The organism is Ureibacillus sp. FSL W8-0352, from assembly GCF_038004345.1.
GTDB classification, from domain to species: Bacteria; Bacillota; Bacilli; order Bacillales_A; family Planococcaceae; genus Ureibacillus; species Ureibacillus thermosphaericus.
In genome coordinates this window covers 1,209,973-1,235,317 of sequence record NZ_JBBOQT010000001.1, presented here as the reverse complement: position 1 = coordinate 1,235,317, position 25,345 = coordinate 1,209,973, and the positions used below count along the sequence as shown (strand labels likewise).

Here is a 25,345-nt window from a genome sequence, read left to right as displayed (position 1 = left end):
AATAAAAAATTGAACATTCTTAGTATTTTGAATCATCAGATTTAATTAGTGCAATGCTAGTGAGAAAAGAGAAAATTTTATTTTACAATATGTCTTTAAAGCTAAAATAAGTAGGAAATTAGTTTTGAAAAATGGTATAATTATATAGTATGTTGTTATCTTGTTAGTCAAGAAAAGGTGATTTCATGTCAGAAGATCGGCTGAAATTAATGGAATTTAAGTCGGAATTATTGAACCTTTCATTTAGCTCCATCGATGATGAGCGTGATTTGAAAGAATTTATCAATATGCTTAAAAAGTGTTTGGTGCAACATTTTAATATAAAGAAATGTGATATTCTCTTCGTTGAAAATGATACGTTAAAGCAGTATAAAAGCGCAATTTCCATATTAGAACAGAGAGAGATACCGCAAATGGTCGAAGCTAGGGCTTCCATACCACAATCTTTAAAGGAGCTTTTTGACTATCGTGATTTCACTGATATGGTGTTACTCAGAGAAGGAGAAAGAGTATTCGGATTATTATTATGTCAATCGAGTCCTACTTGGAAAAAGTTTTCTGAATCAGAAGTTTTTTGTGAATTCGTCGATAACATCTCAAAATTTCTTCGAGCATTCATTCATAATTTAGAAGTACGCACGAACGAAAAGAAATTTAAAAAATTATATAGTATGACGGATTTATTTCACTCTACGATGGATATCGACATCATATTAGAAAACGTGATTACCACAATCCAAGAAAACTATTCAGAATTTGAAGTAGAATTAATATTGTCGAATGATCAAGAACAGAAGACTTCCCTTAAAATTAAACAGTTTGACTATTTAAAAGAGCGCGCTGCAACAGTTGAAGCATTTGTATCGGGGAAAATTACGATTGAAAAATCAGAGGAATTAAACAGTTGTATTTTAAACGCACCGATAAAAGGGAGACAAGCAATTTACGGTATTTTTCAAGTGAAAGCACCAATCCAATATGTATTCTCCCAAAAGGAAAAGGAATACATTGCAATGCTTACACATACGGCGGGCAATGCATTAGAAAACGCAAAATTATATCATCAATCTCATCGTTTAATCGGTGATTTGCAACTAATTAATGAAACCAGTCATCGATTGAATTCAGAGCTAGATATAGTTGAAATGCTTACGTTTTTAAAGAAGCAGTTAATGAAATCTTTCCAACCTAACGAGTTATGTTTTGTGTTTGCGGAGAAGGAATGTTTTCAATTAGCAAATGCTTCTACCAGTTTATTTAAATCGGTTGAGGGCATTTTTTACATTGATTTTGTCGCAAAGCATTTTGAAAAATCGAAGGACTCTTTATTCATCGCAGATTTTAGCCGACTCATTTCAAGCGATGTGAAATTCAAGTCGATGATGGCCATACCGATGATTGCTGGACAAAAAATTATCGGCTTTAGCATTGTTTTACATGAAGACGCTTACTTTTTCTCTTTTGATAGCTTTAAATTAATGCAATCGCTGATCCATCACTCATCTTTAGCGATATCGAATAATATTCTGAGACATAAATTGCAAGAAATGGTCGATCATGATCATTTAACGAAGCTTTATGCTAGAAGTTATCTTGATAAATTTGTGAATCAATCATTAACAAACGATGAAAGCGGTATGTTTTTATTGCTTGATATTGATGACTTTAAACAAATTAATGACTCATTCGGTCATCAAGTTGGCGATCAAGTATTAATTCAAATTGGAGAAAAGTTAATCGAGGAAGTTGGAAAAAAAGGGATTTGTGCTCGATGGGGCGGTGAAGAATTAAGCGTTTATGTGCCAAATATATCTGAATCGGAAGCATATCATCTATCTAAAAAAATCGTGTCGCAAATTCCAAAAATAACTGTTCCTAAAGTGACCGTTTCAGCTGGATTAATTACTTGGCATAAACAAAATCGACCTGAATATCAGCAATTATTTTTGCAAGCGGATAAAGCTTTATATGCTGCAAAAAATAGCGGAAAAAATAAGGTTTGTATTTATGAGGATGTAAGGGCTTTGAGGCCATAAAAAATTACTACGTTCGTAAAAGTTACGAAAACGTAGTAATTTTTTTATAAATATTGGATTAATGTTTGGACAAATTTTTCTAATCCCAGCTTGTCATCGTCTGTAAAGCGATTTTTCAGTGGACTATCAATATCAAGGACGCCGATGATTTCATCGTTTTTTATTAGTGGAATGACAATCTCTGAATTACTTCGAGCATCGCATGCAATATGACCAGGGAATTGGTGAACGTCTTCTACGACGATCGTTTCTCTTTTCTGTACAGCGGTACCACATACGCCACGTCCTACTGGGATTCGTACACAAGCAGGCAATCCTTGAAATGGTCCGAGGACAAGTTCACCATTTTTCATTAAGTAAAATCCAACCCAGTTGATGTCTGTTAAAAATTGATTTAACAATGCACTAGCGTTGCTTAAATTCGCAATGATATCATCTTCTCCTTCGAGTAAAGCGGAGAGTTGCTTGGATAACATGTCATATTGCTCTTCGAGATTACCTTTATATTCAGTTTTCGTAAACATAGTACCTCCTATTTGCGGAAAATTTTTTCATAATGTTGATGCAAATCATTGATTGAGTGAGCGTCAGATCCAAACACAAGTGGCAGATGTATCGATTTAGCATACTCAATCATTGGGAATGGCGGGTAAGGCTCTAAACAATATTTTTTGCTTAACCCTGCGCTATTTACATCCAGTTCGTATCCAAATACCTTCATTTTATTTAAAACTTCTTTAATGCGCTGTTCATCATCTACATGAACTTTATGGGCATGTTGAAATTTATGGACTAGTGTAGGATGGCCGATGCGACGAGGTTTATATACACCAAGGTCCACATCAATTGATTGAATAACAGTATCATAATACAATTCATAAATCGCTTCAACACTTCCAACTTTTTCTATAAATTTCATAAATTCTTGTTCTGAATAATCGATGCAAACATATTCATCTTTCCATTTTAAAAAATGAACGGACAGGATGGCATCATCAAGAAAAGGACCAACACTATTTAATAAGTTTTTCGTTTCGTTTTCGTAACCAACAATATAATCCACTTCTAAACCTATATGAATGGTGATATCTTTTTCATATTGTTGTTTTAATTTGTGCAATGTATCTATATAAGTTGGCAATAAATCCGGTTTCATTCCGCTATCCTTTTCGGGTGTGGGATCAACAAAATTTGCTGGTAGAGGTGCATGTTCAGTAAACGTAATATCTGTAAATTGATGTTGAATTGCTTTTTCTATATATCCTTCCAGCGAATCAGCTGTTCCATGGGGACAAAAGGGAGTATGAATGTGCCCGTCTTTTTTCAATTTTTTTCAACTCCTTTTACTTTTAAATAGAATTATATTACTTTCATGAAATACTTCATTTTTTAAAACAAAAGTTTAAAAACATGGTATATTATATAACATATAGCCAATTTGCGTGAGTGTGGAATAGGAGGCTTACGATGAAGTATATCATCATTGTCATCATCGTACTATTAGCATTATTAACGTTCGGGCTAATCATCCGGAAAAAACATAATGCTGTAATAGAGCGACTGGAAAAAAAGAAATTACAAATTCAACATTATCCTATATTTGAAGAATTAACAAAGGTAAAAAATTTGAATATGAACGGTCAGACGGAAGAATTATTCGAACGTTGGCGAAATAAATGGACTGAAGTGGTAGATGTTGACATCATCAAAATTGATTCCATGTTGTTCGATGCTGAAGAATATATTGACCGGTTTAAATTTAAAAAAGCTTCGATGATTGAAAAAGATATAGAAGATTATATTGATAAATGTGATCAAATCAAAAATGAGATCTTATCTGAATTAGAAGAATTAATTGGCAGTGAAGAAAAGAATCGCATTGAAATAGAACAATTGAAGGAACTTTATCGTTCAGCTCGCAAAACTCTTCTAGCTCATCAATATTCCTTTGGTCCTGCGATTGAGAATTTGGAAAAAATGCTAGAAGAATTTCCGAAGAAATTTGAAGAATATGATAAGTTAACTGAAGAAGGAAATTATTTGAATGCCAGAGAGATTGTTCTTTTGCTCAATGAAAAATCGAAAGAAATAAATGGGTTAATTAATGAAATTCCTGCTTTATTAACAGACATTCAAACAAAAATACCGTCCTCAATTCATGAATTAAGAAATGGTCACCGGGAAATGGAAGAACAATCCTATTACTTGCAGCATCTTGAATTAACAGAGAACCTTGACCGTATTGAACAAGAATTAAAGAAATTAGAAGAGGAATTAGCGAATTTAAATATTTCTTATGTGTCGACAAGAATCCAAGAAATCAATGATGAAATCGACAATTTTTACGATTTACTTGAAAAAGAAGTTTATGCAAAAAACTATGTCGATAAAAATTGCGATAGTACATACAAAACTTTAAATGAAGTTTTGAAAGCTACAAAAGAAGTAAGTACAGAAGCAGAATATGTGCAAAATAGCTATCGTTTGCCGGAAGAAGAGGCTGAAATTCCAAAACTCGGATTAAAACAATTGGAAGTGATACAAAAAAGATTTGAAGTATTGTTATCCCGTGTAAGAGAAGAAAAATCCGCATACTCAAGTTTGCAAGAAGAATTAATCGAAATTCGTAATGAAATTGAGCAAATTCAAGAGGTACAAGATCAGTTTTCAAACCGGTTAAAGAATTTGCGAATTGATGAAAATAAAGCTCGAGCAAAACTTCAGTCTTTAAAGAAAATCCTGCAAGAAACAGACCGGATGTTACATAGAGCAAACATTCCGGGTATACCAGAAGAAATGGATGCTCGCTTAGAAGAAGCAGAAGAGCAATTATTTATTGTCATGCAAAGCCTCCAAGAAGTTCCGTTGAACATGAATTTGGTAAATAGCAATTTAGATCAAGCGGAAAAATGTATTCAGGATGTGCAAAAACATGCTAAAGAGATGATCGAAAATGTGATGTTAATAGAGCGTATCATTCAATATGGAAACCGATATCGTTCAAATCCAAGGGTCCATGAATTGTTACTTCAAGCGGAAGAATCGTTCCACAATTTCCGCTATGTAAAAGCTTTGGAAGAAGCAGCAGAAGCTGTGGAACTGGCGGAACAAGGAGCAATTCAACGCATTCAAGAACTCGTTCAAGAAGAAATGTTCGAAAAAACGAAACATTAGTTTATGCACGGTAAGATTATTCACGATATAATATTAATAACAAATTGCATTATCGGAAATTGATATTGCAATTTGCTGTTATCCATTCATTTGAAAGATTTTGGATGATCTTTTGATGCTAATAGTCACAATGAGAAGGTTGGTTGTCCGGAAAGTGTTCACTTTCTGAACAACCCTTTTCTTTTGAAATTGTCATAAAAATTATAAATAGAAGGTTGGTATTCATGATCTATTTTGACAATAGTGCTACAACGAAACCACATGATGAAGTATTACATACATTTCTTGAAGTAAATAATAACTATTTTGCGAATCCTGCTTCAATTCATGCCTTTGGTGTGGAAGTAAATGAATTATTAGAAGCAGCAAGAAATCAAATTGCTCACATAATCAAAACAAAACCGGAACACGTTTTGTTTACTTCAGGAGGAACAGAATCAAATAACTTTGCAATTTTTGGCGTTGCAAAAAAAAATAAGCATATTGGGAAACATATAATTACAACTGAAATTGAACACGCATCAGTGTTGGAAGCATATAAAACTTTAGAAAAAGATGGATACGAAGTCGAGTATTTATCAGTGGATAATAAGGGTGTAATATCCATAGATGAATTGTGCAGCAAACTTCGTAAAGATACGATTCTTGTTAGCATGATGCACGTCAATAATGAGATGGGAGCAATTCAACCGATTGAGGAAGCAGCCAAAATCATTCACCAACATTCTCGTGCCATTTTTCATGTGGATGCAGTACAAAGTTTTGGAAAATTGGAAGTTCAATTTAACGGTGATGCCGGACCGGATATATTAACAATTTCGGGTCATAAAATCCATGGAATAAAAGGAACAGGAATCATCGCATTTCAAAGAAAATTAAACATTGCACCACTAATTGTAGGTGGCGGTCAAGAATTTGGATTAAGAAGCGGAACTGTCCCTGTTCCACAAGCTGTTGCATTAGCAAAAGCTTGTCGAATTGCAACTGAACATCTACAAGAAAATTATGCAAAATTTACAAAGTGGCGAGATCATCTGATGGATTTTTTCAATACTTTCGGTGATCATATTTATTTACTCTCAACTAAAGAAGGGGCGCCACATATTTTGTCTTTTAGCGTGCGAGATTTAAAAGGCGAAGTGATAATTAATGCATTGCAAAAAAGAGGTGTCATTGTATCTACATCTAGCGCATGTTCTTCAAAACAAAAGAAAACAAGCCATGTTGTCGAAGCTTTAAATGTAGATTCTCACTTTAAAGAAGGTGTTATTCGAATAAGTTTTGGCGCAAAAAATACAGAGAAAGAAATAGAACAATTTAAAGAAATTTTTAAAGAAGTTATGAAAGAATTAAAAGGAGTATAAAAATGATGCTTTGGAATGAAATATTAATACGATATGGTGAACTCACTACGAAAGGTCGAAATCGTAAAGATTTTATTCACCGATTAAAAAATAATATCAAATATACTTTTTCTGATATTGCCCCTCTGACAGTTCAAGCAGAGCGGGATCGAATGTATATTAAGCTTGATAATGAAAAACAATTTGAAGTATTGATGGAAAAATTGCCTAGTGTGTTTGGTATTCAATCGTTTAGTCCTGTTGCTATATGCGATAGGGAAATTGAAAACATCCAACAGTTAGCCCAAAAAATAATGGATCGTTATAAAGATCAGCAAATCACGTTTAAAGTGGAAGTGCATCGATCAGATAAAACATACCCACTCAAAACATATGATATACAATTAGCAGTTGGAGGATTTTTATTAAAACATAATCCAAATTTATCAGTAAATGTTAAAAATCCTGATGTGGAACTTCGAATTGAAATTCGAAAAGAAGCAGCTTATTTAATGTCTGAAATCATTTATGGTGCAGGTGGTATGCCTGTAGGTTCGAACGGAAAATCGCTATTATTGCTTTCTGGAGGAATTGATAGCCCAGTAGCAGGATATTTAATGATGAAAAGGGGAGTAAGAATTGATGCCATTCATTTTTATAGCCCACCTTATACGAGTGAACAATCATTGCAAAAAGTAAAAGATTTAGCAAATGAATTAACAAAATTCGGTTCTTCTATTCATTTACATGTTATACCATTCACTGAATTACAAGTTTTAATTAAAGATTCAGTACCAAAAGAAATGTTAATGACAACAACACGCAGAGTGATGATGAAAGTTGCAGATCGTGTTCGTGAAGAAATTGGCGCTTTGGGGCTTGTTACAGGTGAAAGTTTAGGACAAGTAGCAAGCCAAACATTAGAAAGTTTAACGGCAATCAATGAAGTAACGAATACACCGATTCTTCGACCTTTGATTTCATTCGATAAGCTGGACATTATTGATATTGCTCAAAAGATTGGCACGTACGAAATCTCCATTAAACCGTACGAAGATTGCTGTACAATATTTACACCAGCAAATCCGAAAACAAGACCAAAAATAGATCGAGTAACTTATTTCGAATCTCAAGTAGATTTTGAAGAGTATATTGAACGAGCAGTGAAAAATCGCGAAATTTATACGTTGCCTGAAAAACGTATGAAAGTAGAGAAATTTAAGCATTTATTATAATATATAATAATTTTGTACCATCGAATCGGTAATATATGAACAATTTACCTCTCACCTTTTATGTATTAATTAATAATTACAGCACATTCTAAATGCACAAGGAGGTGAGAGAGATGGCTACAAACAACAACAGCAGCAGAAATAAACTTTTAGTTCCTGGTGCAAATGCAGCATTAGATCAAATGAAATATGAAATTGCACAAGAGTTTGGTGTTCAACTCGGACCTGAAGCTTCTGCTCGTGCAAACGGGTCAGTCGGAGGAGAAATCACTAAACGTCTAGTGCAAATGGCTGAGTCACAATTACGTGGAACTCAACAATAAGTAATACAAGGCTAGTAGCGTATGCTACTAGCTTTTTTTCTATAATTTATTTCATTCATTCTCAAAAAAATTACTTTTTAAACAAAAATATATATACTATTTAGAATATTTTGATGATATTATTGAATATATTATAATTAGAATAATATTTTTATTTTTGAAAATTGAGGGGGAATTTGCTTGAAAAGAGAGGATTTACTAGCTCCAGAGAAATATAATATTGCAGATGAATTCGAAAAATGGGCAAAAGATGAAAACAAAGTGGCGTTACTGGTACACCATGAAGACGGTACGACAGAAAAAATCACGTTTGTAGAGTTATTAAAAAGAGCAAATAAAGTAGCAAATTTATTTAAAAAACATGGACTGACAAAAGGCGACGTTCTCCTTGTCATGGTTCCACGTTCTGCTGAAGCTTATGCTACATACATTGGTGCATTAAAAGCAGGGATTACAATTATTCCAAGCTCTGAAATGTTAAGAGCAAAAGATATTGACTACCGCATCGAACACTCAGGTGCAAAAGGAATTGTTGCTTTCTCAAATGAAATTTCTCAATTTGATGATGTAAAATCGTTAAATGGATTAAAACTTTTCGTTTACGGTGAAGCGAATGAACCGTGGATTCAAATAGAAAAAGAGCTTGAAAATTTATCCGATGAATTTAATGAAGTGCAAACGAAAAGTTCAGATGTTGCTTTCTTATCTTATACAAGTGGAACGACAGGAAATCCAAAAGGGGTTATTCATACTCATAGTTGGGGATATGCACATTTACGGACAGCAGCTGAGCACTGGCTCGGTGTAAAAGAAAATGATTTAGCTTGGGCGACAGCAGCACCAGGTTGGCAGAAATGGATTTGGAGCCCATTCTTAGCTATTTTAGGAAGCGGGGCAACAGCATTTGTTCATACAGGACGATTCGATCCAAAAAACTACTTGCAAATGTTGCAAGATTACAAGATTAATGTATTATGCTGTACACCAACAGAATATCGCTTGATGGCGAAAGTGGATGATTTAGAATCTTATGATTTATCCAATTTAAGAAGCGCTGTTTCTGCTGGGGAACCGTTAAACAGTGAAGTAATCAATAAATTCTTAAATGTATTTAACTTACAAGTTCGTGATGGTTATGGACAAACTGAAAATACATTGCTTGTTGGAACACTCCTCGGCATGAAACCAAAACCAGGATCTATGGGTAAACCAACTCCAGGAAATATTGTGGATATTATTAATGAAGATGGAGGACCAACAAAACCAGGCGAAGTTGGAGATATTGCAGTTCATTCTTCTACACCTGCATTGTTTAAAGGTTATTTAAATGATCCTGAGCGTACGCAAAGACAATTCCGTGGAGAATGGTATTTAACTGGTGACCGTGCATATAAGGATGAAGAAGGATACTTCTGGTTTGAGGGTCGTGGAGATGATATTATCATTTCTTCCGGTTATACGATTGGGCCTTTCGAAGTGGAAGATGCCCTTGTTAAACATCCAGCGGTAAAAGAATGTGCGGTTGTTGCAAGTCCTGATGAGATTCGAGGAAGCATCGTAAAAGCATTCGTTGTTTTAAAAGATCCATCTTTAAAGGATAGCCCTACCCTTGTTCAAGAATTACAAGAGCATGTAAAAAGTATTACTGCACCATATAAATATCCAAGAGCAATCGAATTTATCGACGAGCTACCAAAAACGGCTTCCGGTAAAATTCGACGCGTAGAATTGCGTCAAAGAGAAATGCAAAAGCAAGTTCTAAAATAATTAACTCAACTTTCGCAGAGTAATATCTTATTGCAACTCTTGATATGACTGTTTTATATCGTCTTTCATTATTTCTCTTGTTTTTTATTGATTTTATTTTTTTAAAAGAAAAAGACACCTATCTTTTGGTAAAATTATGGTGAACAAACCAAATACCAAAGAAGGTGTCACCATTATGATAACGAAAAAAGATACTTTTGCACAACTACCAAAAGAACTTGAACGAAGATTTTCTGAATTAAATATAGGCAAACATTTGAGAAAAGCGAGAATTACTAAGGGATTTGGTTATTCATGCTTATCTATTTTCCGTCTTATTTTTTTGCTTGTTTTCCAATATAAAAATTGGTTTCAAGCACTTCAAAGTAAGAAAGCCGTGGACTTACCTAAAAAAGATACGATCTACCGTTTTCTAAATTCATCTACTTATGCTTGGCGAACTTTTTTACTTTCCTTATGTCAAGATCTTACTGGACGTATAAAAAAGCTTACATCAAACAACAGAGTGAAGGTGTTTATTGTTGATGATTCACTCTTTTCACGCAACCGAAGCAAGTCTGTTGAACTTCTTTCACGAGTATTTGATCATACAGAGAAACGATTCTATAAGGGGTTTCAGTTGCTTACTCTTGGTTGGTCTGATGGATATTCTTTTCTACCTGTAGACTTTGCTTTATTGAGTTCAGCGAAAAAGGAAAATCAACTTAACGGGGTCGATGAATCCATTGATAAACGCACTTCCGGCTACAAGCGTCGTCTTGAAGCACAACAAGATAAGCCAAGCGTTGTCTCTGCTTTATTGGATCATGCCTTAAATGCAGGAATTACAGCTGATTATGTGTTAATGGATACTTGGTTTACGCATGAGCCTTTGATTGAAAAAATCACGGATAAAGGTTTATTTGTCATTGGTATGGTCAAGCAGCTAAAACAACGTTATTTCATAGATGGTGAAGCCCATACTCTGGATGAACTCTTTAAAAAAGCAAAGCGTACCATGGAAAAGAAAGACCTACTCGGTTCGATCCATGTTCATCTTGCAAAAGGACGACAAGTCAAGATTGTATTCGTGCGTAACCGCAATAAAAAGAGTGAATGGTTAGCCATTTTGAGTACAGATACCACACTTTCAGATGAAGAAATTGTGCGTATTTACGGGATGCGCTGGGACATCGAAACATTTTTCAAGTGTACCAAATCATTGCTTAACCTAGCAAAAGAATTTCAAGGTCGTTCGTATGATCTGTTGATTAGTCATACAACGATTGTGTTTACTCGCTTTATACTCTTAGAGTGGGAGCGTAGACAAAACAACGATCCTAAAACGATTGGAAATCTCTTTTTTCTATTATGTGAAGATGTAAAAGATATGAATCTAGAGAGTGCATTGAATCAATTATTAGCGATCTTCCAAACATTAGCAGAAGCTAATGTTTGTTTGAACATGGAATTATTTAAAAGTAAAGTACAAGAATGGATTGCGTCTTTACCCAATTACATCAAGAGATGTCTGACAATATCTGTGTGCGAAAGTTGAGTAATTAATTAAATACTTATCTATTGCATGAAGTGATATCAAAGTCAAGGCGTTCAGAAACAATTACTTTCTGAATGCCTTTTTTTCATGTAATCTTATACTAGCATAGAAAAATTTATCATTTTTTTGAAACAATTGTTGTTGAAAAACGTATGTAAATTGAAGGAGGTAAATTAGATGAATTTAAAAAGATGGATAGCGTTAGGAGCAGCAGTTTTTTTGCTGATTGCATCAATCGCAATCAATACGTTAATGTCATTTCTCAAGAGTGACTTTTTAAGTGGATTTGAGACGCTTACGGATGTAGAACTTGCAGAGACGGTCCTCGAACCAGGGTCTTTTAATGAACGAATTGCTTTACTATCTATAGATGGAGTAATTCAAGATGTTGGTTCAAGTTCACCTTGGGTACCGCTTGAATATGATCACCAAATGTTTCTTGCTTCATTAGACCAAATTTTGGAAGATGATACAGTACAAGGTGTTGTATTATCTGTCAATTCACCAGGTGGTGGAGTTATTGAATCTGCTGAAATTCATGAAAGATTGCTAAAAATTAAAGAAAAAGGTATTCCAATATACGTTTCAATGGGATCCATGGCTGCATCAGGTGGTTATTATATTTCCGCTCCAGCAGACAAAATCTTTGCCCATCGTGAAACAATTACGGGTTCCATTGGTGTTATCATGCAAAGTTATAATTATGCAGAGCTAGCGAAAAAATTGGGTGTTGAATTTGAAACAATCAAATCCGGTCCACATAAAGATATGTTCGGTGGTACTCGACCTACGACAGAAGAAGAAAAAGCGATGATTCAAGAGATGATTAATGAATCTTACGAAGTATTTGTAGATATAGTAGAACAAGGAAGAGGAATGACTGAAGCGGAAGTGAAAAAAGTTGCGGACGGACGAATCTTAGGTGGTAGTCAAGCGTTAAGAGCTGGTTTGGTCGATGAGCTTGGAAGTTTAGAGGATGCAATTCAGTCACTAAGAGAAGATTATGGATTGGAAGACGCTGAATTGTTCGAATATGAGTCAAATTTAGGTAGTTTTGCTTCTTTATTTACAATGAAACTGGGAACACTCTTTGGCCCTTCACCAGAAGAGCGGATGCTAATGAAATTGATGAATTCTTATGATGCACCACGATTAATGTATTTATATGGCCAATATTAAGGAGGGCTGGAATATGACGAGTTATAATCAAGATAATAACCGGAAAACTTCTGCCCATGAGTCGAATAATGACATTTTACAAAACAAACAAATGGAACAAAACTCAGCAAACGATCGAGACCAAGAGGAGCTTAAAATTGAAAATCCACACACTTCGGAAATTGCTCAAAAGTTCGTTGCAAATGAAGAAGAAATCAAAGTGGAGACAGATAAAGAAATTAAGCCTGATCAGCAAGCTGGTGTAGAGAAAGAACTAGAGCAAAAGGAAAAATTTCCAAAAACATTTTCAGAAACGGAAATCATTACAGAATATGAAGAAAAAACAGCTGGTTTTTGGATTCGTTTTTGGGCATTTATTACAGATGGTCTTATTGTTACAGCAATCGTCAGTATTTTAGTTAAACCAATTTTCTATATGATGGGTTGGAATTTATCTAGTTCCGTTTGGTATGCGCCTATTACGATTATTTCAGGATTTTTCTATTATGTATATTTTGTACTTATGACAAAGTTTTGGCAGCAAACTGTTGGCAAAATGATTTTCGGTTTAAAAGTAAAGTCACTGAAAGAACAAAAACTATCTTGGAGTACAGTATTGTTTAGAGAGTTAGTCTCTCGTTTTATTAACAATACAATTTGGCTTCCTTATATTGCTGTTGCATTTACTCCAAAAAATCAAGGACTACAAGATTATATATCAGATACCATTGTGGTGCATGAAAAAGTGTATGTGAAAAATGAAAAAAAGTTATAAAAGAAAAAATGATAGAATCAAATCATCAAACAGTATAGAGTTACTAAAACCATTCAGTGTCATGAAAATTTTAGACGCTGAATGGTTTTTAATTTTCAAGTTAAGTTATTTGCTTATACGTGAAGGTGTTTAGTAAGATGAAATAAGTAGAAAAGAAGGAGGAATATTCAAATGGCTGAAGTGACATTTAAAAATAATCCAGTAACATTGTTAGGAAATGAAGTGAAAGTTGGTGACATTGCACCAGACTTTACGGTGCTTGCCAATGATTTAACACCTGTAACATTAAAAGATTCTGAAGGTAAAATTCGCTTATTCGCTACTGTACCGTCTCTTGATACAGGTGTTTGTGATGCAGAAACTCGCCGTTTTAATGAAGAAGCAGCAAAATTAGGAGAAGATGTGGTTGTTTATACTGTTTCTGTTGACTTACCTTTTGCTCAAAAACGCTGGTGTGGAGCAGCTGGTATTGATCGAGTAGTGACAGTATCAGACCATAAAGACCTTTCATTTGGAAAAGCTTATGGAGTTGCAATTGAAGAGTTACGCTTATTAGCTCGTGCGGTGTTTGTTGTCGATCGTGAAGGTATTGTTCGATATGTAGAATATGTTCCTGAAACAACAAACCATCCAAATTATGAAGCGGCAATTAACGCTGTTAAAGAATTGATTTAACAATACGATGATGCAAGAAGTTCTTTTATCGTATATGATAGTTTTATGATAACAACTTTTTATGTAGACAAAGTCAAAGACGGCTTTGTCTACACTTATTTTCGACTATGTTCCTGTCGTTCTAATCGTAACTCCATAAAAAAATGGAAATTAATGAAAGGAAGAATTTGATGGAAAAGATAGAGCAAATATTTACCTTTATCAATAAAAAAACAGAGGAACTTGAAAAAACAGAGTCCTCTACATATTTAGAGAGTGTCTTAACAACTCTCAAGGGGATACTTGATGGAAAATATGAATTACCCTTTGAAGCAGCAACGAAGGAAGAAATGCGTAAAGCAATTCAGCTTTCTATATTAAAAGGAATGCGCGAATCTTCTCAACCAAATCACCAAATGACGCCAGATTCTTTAGGCTTATTAATAACGTATTTCGTTGAACAATTTTTTGAGGAAACATTAAAAGATGGAACAATTTCAATTTTAGACCCGGCTTTAGGAACAGGTAATTTAATGTTTACGATTATGAACAAATTGGATGGAAAAGTGTTCGCAACGGGTGTGGAAGTGGATGAATTGTTAATTCAATTAGCTGGGGAAATTGCAGAGCTTATTGAACAACCAATTCAGTTATACCACCAAGATGCGTTAAGACCATTACTAGTTGACCCTGTAGATGTGGTAGTTTGTGATTTACCAGTAGGATTTTATCCAAATGATGATATTGCAAAAAACTATGAATTAAGTTCTAAAGAAGGGATGAGTTACGCTCATCACTTATATATTGAACAAGCATTAAATTATACGAAAGATGGCGGTTATTTGATTTTTTTAATCCCTGCAACTTTATTTGAATCGGAACAAGCTGAAATGTTGCATAAATTTTTGAAGAAGTATGCGTGGATTCAAGCTGTGATGCAGCTTCCAGAAAACATCTTTAAATCCAAATTGCATGAAAAAAGCATTTTAATATTGCAAAAGAAAAGTGATACATTGAGGCCACCAATAGAAGTATTATTAGCGAAGGTGCCGAATTTATCCAATAAGCAAGCATTATTATACTTCTTTGAAAAAGTGAAAATTTGGAAAGAACAAAATACGAGAAAATAGGAAATTTATAAAAAAAGAGGAGGTGTCTAATTTTTATAGACACACCCCGTTAAACACCTATTAAAATTTTTTGTACAATAACGTATCAACGAATTGGACGACCGGTTTTCTTGACAAACAATATACAATTAATAAGCTGAATACAAACAATATCCAATATTGGCTTGATTCTATGATATACGACTTTATTGAAGACTCACGGAAAACTCGAACAATAGCCATATGAAGCAAATAAATCACCATCGTAGATTGGCCGATGGATGTAAGATAGCATTGTTTTTTAGGAACGAGGGAAAAAAAGGTATACAACGCTAACAGCTGAATACCGTATGTACTTAATCTTATGAGTGCTGAATATTCTAAGAGATTCGTTATTTCTTCATATGGTCTTTTTCCAAATAACCAAAATCTGAAGTCGATTGGTACATAGAGAACTATGATGATAAAACCTACGATGGCAAGTACTGTGCCAATAAATACGTTGATTTTGGATTTTATTTTGACAAAATGCTGTTCTTTTAAATGAAATCCAGCTAAGAAAAACGGAAAGAAGAAAAAGGTGCGGGACAAACTTAAAAATTCATCCACTTCAGTATCATAGCCAATTAATAGAGAAATAAGAATTGCGATTGGAAGTCCATATTTTAATTTTCCAAAGAAATATAAGAGAATATTCCAAAATAAAAAACTCATCAAAAACCAAAGTCCCCATCTTGGGATAAATAAACTATAACCTATCGAGTCTCCAAATATTAAATCATAGTAAAAAGTGTACAACACTTGAAAAATAATATAAGGGATGAGGAGTTTTTTGATGAGTTTTTTAAAATAGCCTTGTTCATAAACTTTTTTTGCAAAATAACCAGAAATTAAAATGAATGCTGGCATATGAAATGTATAGATGAAAAGATAAATATTTGCTAGAATCCTTTCATTTTCTATATACTCACTAATCATATGACCAAACACAACGAGGAAAATCAATATTGCTCTTGCATTATCAAAATATGAATTTCGTTTCAATAGAATCATTCTTTCTATATTTATTGTGAACTCAAAGGAGTAGAAGCCAACTAAAAAAGCAAAATGAGCGTTTTAGCGGCGGTTAATTGAGAACAGATATAGTTGTATCATAATTCGACAAAAACTTCTATTGCAAAAAGATAACAAAAACTTTAATATTTTATGTTAATCAAAAAAGAGGCTGGGACATAAACAAAAAATTAAAGGGGCAGTTGAAATAGTTTTGATAAAAAATTGATATAACTAAAAATTGATTGAAGTGACGGGCGAGTGCTCCTGTCGCGCACGCTTAGTCGCAAAGCAAAGCTTTCCTGCGACGAGCCCTATCGAGATACCGTAGGAGCGAAGGATTGAATCAGAGGAGGCTCGAGACGGGCCCGCGGAAAGCGTCCCCGGAACGGAAATTAATTTTAATAACATATCAAAAAAACATCATTTTCTCCTTGGAGAAAATGATGTTTTTTTAGATTTGTCCCAACCTCTTAAAATCTATACTAGATTAATTTTCAGGCGTGCGAACTACAAGAACATCACATTTTGCAGAGCGAACAATTGCTTCTGATACTGAACCGATTAAGAAACGTTCAACGGCATTTAGACCAGTAGCACCGCAGACAATTAAATCAGCATCTACTAATTTGGATAATTCTTTTGTAATGATTGTTTTTGGAGATCCGTATTCAATGATTACGTTCACATTTTTTACGCCAGCTTCTTCAGCTTTCTTTTTATATCCTTCAAGTAATTCTTCAGAGAAGGCCTGTGCTTTTTCAGCGATTGAGCGATCATATGCTTCAATTGCTGCAAAAGAGCGAGTATCAATTACATTCACTAAGTTTAATTTTGCATCCTCATTTTGTTTAGCGATTTCAGTTGCTTTTTTAAAAGCGTATTCTGCTTCTTTAGAACCATCCACAGCTACCACAATACTCTTATACTTTGTCATATTGTTTACCTCCTTTAACTATGTTTCTATTATATCAAATTTTCAGACAATGAGAATGCTATTTTAGTTAAAAATGAAAAACATTCACAAAATCTTCTAATTATTGTAAATGATTTTCTACAATACTGTAATTTTTTATATTTACAATTATGAATAATGTGAAGAAATTTGGAAGAAAAATTTTTCAAAAAATAATTTAATTTTTTTTTAACAATTGATAGAATAGTGGTGATTGATTTTTTATTACGAATATTCAAGCAAAGGGTGGGAGTTTTCGTGAAAATTGGAATACCTAAAGAAATAAAAAATAATGAAAATCGTGTAGCAATGACACCTGCAGGAGTTGTAACTTTAACGAATGCTGGTCATGAAGTATATATTCAAAAAGGTGCTGGACTAGGCTCTTCATTCACTGATGAAGACTATATTGCTGCGGGAGCAAAAATTGTTGATACTGCTGAAGAAGCTTGGTCACAGGAATTAGTTTTAAAAGTAAAAGAACCAATTGAAAGCGAATACAAATATTTTTATGAAGGACAAATCCTCTTCACTTACTTGCATTTAGCACCTGAATACGAATTAACACAAGCGTTATTAGATAAAAAAGTAATTGGAATTGCATACGAAACAGTGCAATTACCAAATCGAGCATTACCGTTATTAACGCCAATGAGTGAAGTTGCTGGAAAAATGAGTGTCCAAATTGGGGCGCATCATTTAGAAAAATTAAATGGTGGTAATGGAATTTTATTAGGCGGTGTACCTGGTGTACCCCGAGGAAAAGTTACAATTATCGGTGGGGGAGTAGCTGGAACAAATGCTGCTCGCGTTGCTATCGGCATGGGTGCAGATGTAACAATTATTGAACTGAATCCGGATCGTTTACGTCAATTAGAAGATATCTTTGGATCTTCTGTTAAAACATTAATTTCTAATCCGTATAATATCGCAGAGTCTGTGAAACAATCAGATCTTGTAATCAGTTCTGTTCTAATTCCTGGTGCAAGAGCTCCTAAATTAGTAACGGAAGAAATGGTAAAACAAATGAAGCCTGGTTCTGTTATCGTTGATATTGCAATCGACCAGGGTGGAAGTACGGAAATTACAGCGAACAACCCTACTTCTCACGATAAGCCAACATTTGAAAAATACGGTGTTTTACATTATGCAGTTCCGAACATTCCAGGAGCAGTTCCAAGAACATCAACAATTGCATTGACAAATGTAACGGTTCCTTATGCGTTACAAATTGCCAATAAAGGATATAAACAAGCGTGTTTAGAAAATGAAGCACTGAAAAAAGGTCTAAACACGTTAAATGGATATGTTGTGTATAAAGCGGTTGCAGATGAGCAGCAACGCGAATATGTATCTGCTGATACACTGTTGCAAGAATAATTATAACTATTTCAAGTACTTGGGAATACTTATGTATTTCCAAGTATTTTTTTATTTTATTAGAAATTTTTATAAATAGAGTTTGTAATATTTTTAAAATTCAATTAATAGAATAATAAATAGAGATTTACATTACTCCAATAGTGTAAATTAATAGAATTGAATTTATAGGGGGATTCAAAATGCAAAAGTTTCTAATTATTTTAGCAACATTCATGTTAATTCTATTAACAGCTTGTGGTAGTTCATCAACATCAACAAACAGCGGAGGACAAAGTAAAACAAGTATTGAAGACGAAACATCTGGAGAGGTAATTCAAGCAAAAATCGGGGTAATTTCATACCTATCTGGTGCAGGGGCTGCCTATGGAGAGGCGATTACACAAGGGTTGAAATTAGCTCAAAAGGAAATTAATGAAAAAGGTGAAGTGAATATTGAATTAGTAATTGAAGATTCTGCTGGTGAAGCGGAACAAGCGGTAAATGCCGGTCAAAAATTAATGGCCGATGATTCTATTCTTGCAATTATTGGACCAACGCTTAGTACGGAATTTTTCGCGGTTGCACCTGAAGCTGATTTAAACGGTATTACAATTATGGGTACATCTACAACAGCGGACGGAATTCCTGAAATTGGAGATTATGTATTCCGAAATTCAATTCCGGAAGCGTTAGCAATTCCTGCTGCAATGGAAAAAACAGTAAAAAGAACAGGAGCAAAAAAGGTTGCCATTATTTATGGGAATGATGATGCTTTTACAAAAGCGGGATTTGAAGTAATGAAAAGAACTGCGGAAGAAATGGGCTTAGAAATTACAACAATTGAAACATATCAAAAAGGTCAAAGCGACTATAAAGCACAGCTAACGAAAATCAAAAATACGAATCCAGATTTAGTTTTAGCTTCTGCTTTATATAACGAAGGAGCCGTTATTATCGATCAAGCGCGGAAGATGGGCATTACCGTTCCGTTCGTTGGAGGAAATGGATTTAACTCCCCTCAAGTTTTAGAAATTGCAGGCGATGCTGCGAACGGTTTAATTGTAGGAACACCGTATTTCGGGGATTCTACAGATCCAAAAATTGTTGAATTTAATAAAAAATACGAAGAGGAATATGGGAAAAAGCCTGACCAATTTGCTGCGCAAGCATATGATGCTCTTTATATTTATGCAGATGCATTAAAGAGAGCGGGAACAGGTGATGATCGAGATGCATTCCGAGATGCACTAGCTGAGACGAAAGATTTTGAAGGGATATTAGGACTATTTTCATTCAATGAAGTTGGTGATGTCGTGATGGATGTTACAGTTGTAGAAATAAAAGATGGGAAGTTTGTAGAATTCGAGGAATAACCTCGAATTCTACTTTTCCTTATATGAAAAGGGTGATGGTTATTGCTAATTGAACAGTTGATTAATGGGATTACATTAGGAAGTATTTATGCGATTGTCGCCCTTGGGTTTACTCTAGTTTTTGGCGTATTAGGCATCATCAACATGGCCCATGGCGAAATTTTTATGGTAGGAGCTTTTATTGGTGTATTGACGACGAGTGTATTAGGTTGGCCGTTGTGGCTTGCTTTTCTTGCGTCGATAGTCGTTACTTCCTTATTAGGTTATCTGTTAGAAATCTTCAGTTTACGCCCTCTTAGAGGGAAAAAGGGAGTATCCCATTTGGCTCCACTAATTAGTACGATTGGTGTATCAATCTTTCTTGAAAATTTATCTCATCATATGTTCGGAGCTGGAAATAAGCCATTTCGAACTGCTTTTGCAGAAATTCGTTTTGAAATTGGTTCAATAACAATTTATTTAGTACAAATTACGATTTTTGTTATTTCCGTCATATTAATGGTCGGATTATCCGTTTGGCTTTCAAAAACAAAAGCTGGTAAAGCCCTTAGAGCTACGGCAGAAAATTTAGAAACAGCAAGTATTCTTGGAGTGGATACGAAAAAAATCATCACATTAACGATGATTATCGCTTCCGGCATGGGAGGCATAGCAGGTATTTTAGTAGGTATGGCCTTTAACTCGGTAAGTCCACAAATGGGTTTATCTATGGGATTAAAGGGTCTTGCCATCATTATTTTAGGTGGTATGGGCAATGTGAAAGGAGCGATGGTTGGGGGGCTAATCCTCGGTTTATCTGAAACGTTGCTTGTTGCTTATGGCGATTCGGGATATCGAGACGCTATCGCATTTATCATGATAATTCTTATTTTATTAATTCGACCACACGGTATATTTGGATCCAAGACGGCAGAGGGCAGGTGATAAGAATGTTAGGAGAACTATTAAATCCATATTATTTACAAGTTTTATGTTTCATATTAATTAACATAATGTTAGCCCTTAGTATATATGTTCCGTTATCAAGTGGGCAGTTATCTTTAGGAAGTGCAGGATTTATGGGAATTGGTGCATACACATCCGCCCTTCTAACGATTCATTATGAACTTCCACTTTATGTAACAATCTTAGTGGGTGCCCTCTTAGCAGGTGTAATTGGTATTATCGTTGGAATCCCATCATTAAGATTAACGGGTGTATATTTGGCAATTGCAACATTAGGATTTGGAGAGGTTATTCGTGTTCTCTTTGTCAATTGGGAAAGCTTGACGAAAGGCTCAGTTGGTTTAACTGGTATTCCTCAGTTGGGGAGGGAATTGCTAAAGTTTGCAAAAAGTATCGGAATAGAACCTAGTGCTCTAGGTTTGAAAAATAATCAATTTGTTTATTTATCCCTTGTCATCGTTTTATTCATAATCGTTTTATTCATTTTATGGTTTGTCATTCGTCAACAAAATTCAAGAATTGGACGAGCTTATTCTTCCATACAAATGGACGAAAAAGCGGCGGAGTCAATGGGAATCAATATCACGTACTATAAAGTATTAGCATTTGCACAAGGAGCTTTTATCGCAGGACTTGCTGGTGCACTATTTGCACATACAATTGGCTATATTTCTCCATCTGATTTTTCATATCATCGCGCAGTAGAAATTTTGATATTTACAGTCTTTGGCGGCAGCGAAGTAATAATTGGTTCCGTTTTTGGAGCAACCATTTTAACATTATTGCCTGAAGTACTACGTTTTGTAAGTGACTATCGATATATATTTTATGGGATTATGCTCGTGATTTTAATGGCTGTTCGCCCTCAAGGAATATTAGATCTTCATTTGTTTTATCGATTAAAAGGAAAACGTATTAAAAGGGGGACTAGCTAATGGTCCTTGAAGTGAAAAACATTACAAAACGTTTTGGCGGGATTACCGCATTAAAAAATATCTCTTTTACAATTGAACAAGGGGAAATTTATGGATTAATTGGTCCAAATGGTGCTGGTAAAACGACGATGTTTAATTGCATTACAAATATTGTTGAACCGACAGAAGGTGAAATTTTTTTTAATGGAGAAAAAATTACAAAACTAAAGCCATATAAAATAACCGAAAAAGGCATTTGTAGAACTTATCAAAATATTCGACTGTTTCCGCAAATGACAGCGTTACAAAATGTAATGGTCGGTGGGCATTCAAGAATTTCAGCGGGAGTCTTCAGAAGCGTAATTCGAACGAAATCTCAAAAGCAAGAAGAGAAATTATTAAAAGAAAAAAGTGAAGAATTATTAGAATTAGTTGGACTTGGTCAATTGAAAGACCAATTTGCAGAGAATTTAGCATATGGTCAACAAAGAAGATTGGAGATTGCTAGAGCATTAGCAAGCAATCCGACTTTATTGCTGCTCGATGAACCGGCAGCAGGCATGAACGAAACGGAAACGGATAATTTATTTGATTTAATTAAAAAAATACAATCTATGGGAATTACAGTACTCATTATTGAGCATGATATGTCGCTTGTCATGAGGTTGTGTGATCGAATTACCGTTCTGAATTTTGGTGAGAAATTGGCAGAAGGGACACCGGATGAAATTCAAAATAATGAAGCGGTGATTGAAGCCTACCTCGGTAAAGAGGAGGAAGAGACAATTGCTTAAGTTAACAAATATTGAAACGTATTATGGACAAATTCAAGCATTAAAAGGAATACATTTAGAAGTTGAAGAAGGAAAAATTGTAACACTTCTTGGAGCTAATGGCGCTGGTAAATCAACGACGATGCGAACAATTGCTGGCCTTATAAAACCAAAAAGGGGAACGGTAGAATTTTTAGGACAAAATGTAACGGGAATGCGTCCACACCAACTTTTGAGGAAAGGTATCTCCCTCGTTCCAGAAGGTCGTGCAATTCTATCTACCATGACCGTTTTAGAAAATCTTGAAATGGGCGCTTATCATCGTAAAGATCATGATGTGAAAAAAGATATACAAAATGTAATGAAACGATTCCCGATTTTGGAGGAGCGCCAATCACAGCTGGCTGGTACGTTATCTGGCGGCCAACAACAAATGCTTGCAATTGCACGTGCATTACTTGCAAAACCGAAGCTATTATTATTAGACGAGCCTTCTATGGGGTTAGCTCCTCTAATTGTTGCGGAAATATTTAATATAATTAAAGAAATCAAAGAAGATGGAACGACGGTGCTGCTTGTGGAACAAAACGCAAAACAAGCATTGAAAATCGCTGATTATGGATATGTAATGGAGACAGGAAAAATAATTATTGAAGGACCTGCGGATGATTTACTTAAGGATGAGCGAATTGTCGAAGCATATTTAGGAAAGAAAAAAACGACCGTCTAAAATAAAAGAGCTTCCCAATGTCTAATAGACGTTGGGAAGCTCTTTCAATTATTGGATAATGATTAATTCTTTTGGATATTTTGTTAGGACTTCAACATCATTTTCCGTTACGACAACATCATCTTCTATACGAACTCCAGCCACATCGGATTTGTAAATGCCAGGTTCAATTGTAAATACCATGCCTGGTTTTAATTTCATTTCATTTGTTCCAGTAATTGATGGGAATTCGTGTACTGAAATACCAAGACCATGGCCTAATCGGTGAGTATAATATTCACCATATCCTGCATCAGAAATTATATCCCGGGAAATTTTATCTAAATCCATGCAGCGAATTCCAGGTTTCACTGATTTTATGGATTCTTCGTTTGATTTTTTTACTGTTTCATAAATCTTTCTTTGTTCTTCGTTAATTCCCCCGAATGCAACGGTGCGAGTGATATCGGAACAGTATCCTTCGTAAATTACCCCTAAATCAAACAACACAAAGTCGCCTTTTTGAATGGTGCGATTTCCTGGAGTACCGTGTGGAGATGCAGCTTTTGGACCAGATAATACAGTCGTTTCGAAGGACATGGAATAACCTTTTTCCTTAATAGCACTTTCAATAATGTGAACAATTTCTAGTTCAGTAATACCTTCTTTGATGGCCTTTACACCGACATCAATTGCATAATCGGCTAATTCAGCGGCTTTTCTTAATTTATCCAGTTCTTCTTTATCTTTAATTACCCGAAGCTCGTTTATTTGATTATCAATTGGAACAAAACGAGCATTAGGGAAGAAGGCTTGTAGAGCTTCAAATCGTTCAACTGTTAAATGCCCTTTTTCAATAGCAATTGTTGAAATATTGTTCGTACGAGAATGTATTTCGTTCGCTAATATATTCCATGGTTGATCGGTATCACTATGACCAACAATATCAAATGACCAACCCGAAGATTTCACATCAGAGATTTCCATTTTCGGACATATGATGAACGGGTCTGCATTTTGAAAAATCGAAATACCTAGTAATCTTTCGTGGGGATTACTTTTAAACCCTGAAAAATAAAATACATTATCTGGATTTGTAACGAAGGCTATATCAATTTCCTGCTCCTTTAAGTAAGATTGGATATTTATCATTTTGCTCATTAGACGTTCCTCCAAGTTTGGTTTATATATTACATAAAAGGAAATATAACAGTATTAGTATAGCAAAAAGAAGGAAAAAAGAAGGTTTTGTAGAAATATAAATGATGAAATTTTATTTATTTAAAGGGGGAAACATAATGGAAATTTCTTACCATGGTCATTCCGTCGTAAAAATTAAAACAAATGGCACAACGATTTTAATAGACCCGTTTATTACAGGAAACCCTTTAACTGATTTAAAAGTTGAGGAAGAAAAGCCGGATGTGATTTTATTGACACACGGTCATAATGACCATGTTGGAGATACGATAGCGCTAGCGAAAGCGCACAATTCGCAAGTAGTGGCGCTAAATGAGTTGGCAGTATATTTACAAAAACAAGGTGTCAATGCCCATCCAATGGGAGTTGGAGGAGCTTATGAATTTCCATTTGGTAAAGTAAAATATACGCTTGCTTTCCACGGTTCTACTTATGAAACTGAAACAGAAGTTGTCAATGCAGGAAACCCTGGTGGAATCTTGTTCTACGCGGAAGGTTTAACAATTTATCATGCAGGCGATACAGCGTTATTTGGTGATATGAAATTAATTGGTGACCGAAATGAAATTGATGTTGCCTTTTTACCGATTGGTGATAACTTTACAATGGGCCCTGAAGATGCGGCATATGCTGTGGAATTATTAAGACCTAAAACTGTTGTACCAATTCATTACAATACGTTCCCAGTCATTAAACAAGATCCGAATGACTTTGCGAAATTGGTGAAAAATAGTAAAGTTCAAATTTTAGAAGCAGGGCAAGAAGTAGAATTGCCTTAAACATATAAAACATAAAATCAAAAAGTTTTTTAAATGAATAGCAATAGAGAAAGTGAGTTATGGAGATTTTGTCGATTATTGTAAAATATCCATGACTACTTTCTCGATTTTTTTCTATACATAATTGAAAATATGTTACACTATGGGAGGAGAAAGTACGATGAAAATAGG

Annotated in this window: 23 protein-coding genes; 18 read left to right on the top strand and 5 right to left on the bottom strand. The window is 34.6% G+C overall.

The annotated features are described in order from the left end of the window. Positions 1-185: 185 nt before the first annotated feature. Positions 186-2,036 carry a sensor domain-containing diguanylate cyclase gene (locus NST98_RS06295; protein WP_340714713.1) on the top strand — a complete coding sequence of 617 codons (1,851 nt, stop codon included), beginning with the start codon at positions 186-188 and terminating at the stop codon, positions 2,034-2,036. Between the two features lie 44 nt (positions 2,037-2,080). Here the strand turns inward: NST98_RS06295 and NST98_RS06290 are convergent, their stop codons facing one another. Together NST98_RS06290 and hisJ are read right to left on the bottom strand one after the other, a co-directional pair. Further along, a complete protein-coding gene (locus NST98_RS06290) occupies positions 2,081-2,560 on the bottom strand; it encodes a GAF domain-containing protein (protein ID WP_340714712.1) in 480 nt (159 codons plus the stop codon). 8 nt (positions 2,561-2,568) lie between these two features. After that, complete coding sequence (gene hisJ, locus NST98_RS06285; protein ID WP_340714711.1) at positions 2,569-3,363, bottom strand: histidinol-phosphatase HisJ; 795 nt, start codon at positions 3,361-3,363, stop codon at positions 2,569-2,571. Between the two features lie 140 nt (positions 3,364-3,503). On the opposite strand from hisJ, the gene ezrA reads away from it, so the two are divergent. The 10 genes from ezrA to NST98_RS06235 all read left to right on the top strand — a co-directional run bounded on the left by ezrA (position 3,504) and on the right by NST98_RS06235 (position 15,132). Further along, positions 3,504-5,210: a septation ring formation regulator EzrA gene (gene ezrA / locus NST98_RS06280; RefSeq protein ID WP_340714710.1), complete on the top strand. Its 1,707-nt coding sequence runs from the start codon at positions 3,504-3,506 to the stop codon at positions 5,208-5,210. A gap of 224 nt (positions 5,211-5,434) precedes the next feature. Then, positions 5,435-6,574 (top strand): cysteine desulfurase family protein, encoded by a 1,140-nt coding sequence (locus tag NST98_RS06275; RefSeq protein WP_340714709.1) that lies wholly within the window; start codon positions 5,435-5,437, stop codon positions 6,572-6,574. Between the two features lie 5 nt (positions 6,575-6,579). Then, on the top strand, positions 6,580-7,788 hold the full coding sequence (gene thiI, locus NST98_RS06270) for a tRNA uracil 4-sulfurtransferase ThiI (RefSeq protein ID WP_026018967.1): 1,209 nt from the start codon (positions 6,580-6,582) through the stop codon (positions 7,786-7,788). Positions 7,789-7,901: 113 nt separating this feature from the next. Then, complete coding sequence (locus NST98_RS06265; protein ID WP_016837103.1) at positions 7,902-8,111, top strand: alpha/beta-type small acid-soluble spore protein; 210 nt, start codon at positions 7,902-7,904, stop codon at positions 8,109-8,111. A 180-nt stretch (positions 8,112-8,291) separates the two neighbouring features. After that, positions 8,292-9,878: an acyl-CoA synthetase MbcS gene (mbcS, locus tag NST98_RS06260; RefSeq protein WP_340714708.1), complete on the top strand. Its 1,587-nt coding sequence runs from the start codon at positions 8,292-8,294 to the stop codon at positions 9,876-9,878. Between the two features lie 175 nt (positions 9,879-10,053). After that, positions 10,054-11,415, top strand: a complete 1,362-nt coding sequence (locus tag NST98_RS06255) for an IS4 family transposase (protein WP_096550514.1) — start codon at positions 10,054-10,056, stop codon at positions 11,413-11,415. 177 nt (positions 11,416-11,592) lie between these two features. Then, complete coding sequence (gene sppA / locus NST98_RS06250) at positions 11,593-12,594, top strand: signal peptide peptidase SppA (protein ID WP_016837105.1); 1,002 nt, start codon at positions 11,593-11,595, stop codon at positions 12,592-12,594. A 13-nt stretch (positions 12,595-12,607) separates the two neighbouring features. Then, on the top strand, positions 12,608-13,348 hold the full coding sequence (locus NST98_RS06245) for an RDD family protein (protein WP_340714707.1): 741 nt from the start codon (positions 12,608-12,610) through the stop codon (positions 13,346-13,348). 171 nt (positions 13,349-13,519) lie between these two features. Further along, the gene (gene tpx / locus NST98_RS06240; RefSeq protein ID WP_016837107.1) at positions 13,520-14,023 is read left to right on the top strand and encodes a thiol peroxidase; all 504 of its coding nucleotides are present in this window, start codon (positions 13,520-13,522) and stop codon (positions 14,021-14,023) included. A 170-nt stretch (positions 14,024-14,193) separates the two neighbouring features. Then, positions 14,194-15,132: a class I SAM-dependent methyltransferase gene (locus NST98_RS06235; protein ID WP_016837108.1), complete on the top strand. Its 939-nt coding sequence runs from the start codon at positions 14,194-14,196 to the stop codon at positions 15,130-15,132. A 60-nt stretch (positions 15,133-15,192) separates the two neighbouring features. Here the strand turns inward: NST98_RS06235 and NST98_RS06230 are convergent, their stop codons facing one another. Continuing rightward, complete coding sequence (locus NST98_RS06230; protein WP_340714706.1) at positions 15,193-16,155, bottom strand: acyltransferase family protein; 963 nt, start codon at positions 16,153-16,155, stop codon at positions 15,193-15,195. A gap of 499 nt (positions 16,156-16,654) precedes the next feature. Beyond that, positions 16,655-17,101, bottom strand: coding sequence for a universal stress protein (locus NST98_RS06225; RefSeq protein WP_016837110.1), 447 nt, complete (start codon positions 17,099-17,101; stop codon positions 16,655-16,657). Positions 17,102-17,377: 276 nt separating this feature from the next. On the opposite strand from NST98_RS06225, the gene ald reads away from it, so the two are divergent. From ald to NST98_RS06195, 6 genes are all read left to right on the top strand, one after another. After that, positions 17,378-18,499 carry an alanine dehydrogenase gene (gene ald, locus NST98_RS06220; protein WP_340714705.1) on the top strand — a complete coding sequence of 374 codons (1,122 nt, stop codon included), beginning with the start codon at positions 17,378-17,380 and terminating at the stop codon, positions 18,497-18,499. Positions 18,500-18,681: 182 nt separating this feature from the next. Next, positions 18,682-19,854, top strand: a complete 1,173-nt coding sequence (locus NST98_RS06215; protein WP_096551529.1) for an ABC transporter substrate-binding protein — start codon at positions 18,682-18,684, stop codon at positions 19,852-19,854. 42 nt (positions 19,855-19,896) lie between these two features. Continuing rightward, on the top strand, positions 19,897-20,778 hold the full coding sequence (locus NST98_RS06210) for a branched-chain amino acid ABC transporter permease (protein ID WP_340714704.1): 882 nt from the start codon (positions 19,897-19,899) through the stop codon (positions 20,776-20,778). A gap of 5 nt (positions 20,779-20,783) precedes the next feature. Continuing rightward, complete coding sequence (locus NST98_RS06205) at positions 20,784-21,734, top strand: branched-chain amino acid ABC transporter permease (RefSeq protein ID WP_340435874.1); 951 nt, start codon at positions 20,784-20,786, stop codon at positions 21,732-21,734. Continuing rightward, positions 21,734-22,507 (top strand): ABC transporter ATP-binding protein, encoded by a 774-nt coding sequence (locus tag NST98_RS06200; protein ID WP_340714703.1) that lies wholly within the window; start codon positions 21,734-21,736, stop codon positions 22,505-22,507. The genes NST98_RS06205 and NST98_RS06200 overlap by 1 nt, the downstream gene beginning before the upstream one ends. After that, entirely contained in the window at positions 22,500-23,216 is a 717-nt protein-coding gene (locus NST98_RS06195) for an ABC transporter ATP-binding protein (RefSeq protein WP_016837116.1), read from the top strand. Before NST98_RS06200 ends, NST98_RS06195 begins: the two co-directional genes overlap by 8 nt. A gap of 48 nt (positions 23,217-23,264) precedes the next feature. Here the strand turns inward: NST98_RS06195 and NST98_RS06190 are convergent, their stop codons facing one another. Beyond that, positions 23,265-24,356, bottom strand: coding sequence for a M24 family metallopeptidase (locus tag NST98_RS06190; protein ID WP_340714702.1), 1,092 nt, complete (start codon positions 24,354-24,356; stop codon positions 23,265-23,267). A 137-nt stretch (positions 24,357-24,493) separates the two neighbouring features. Here NST98_RS06190 and NST98_RS06185 point away from each other — a divergent pair, with 137 nt between their 5' ends. Further along, positions 24,494-25,174, top strand: coding sequence for a metal-dependent hydrolase (locus NST98_RS06185; RefSeq protein ID WP_340715682.1), 681 nt, complete (start codon positions 24,494-24,496; stop codon positions 25,172-25,174). Positions 25,175-25,345: the final 171 nt, after the last annotated feature.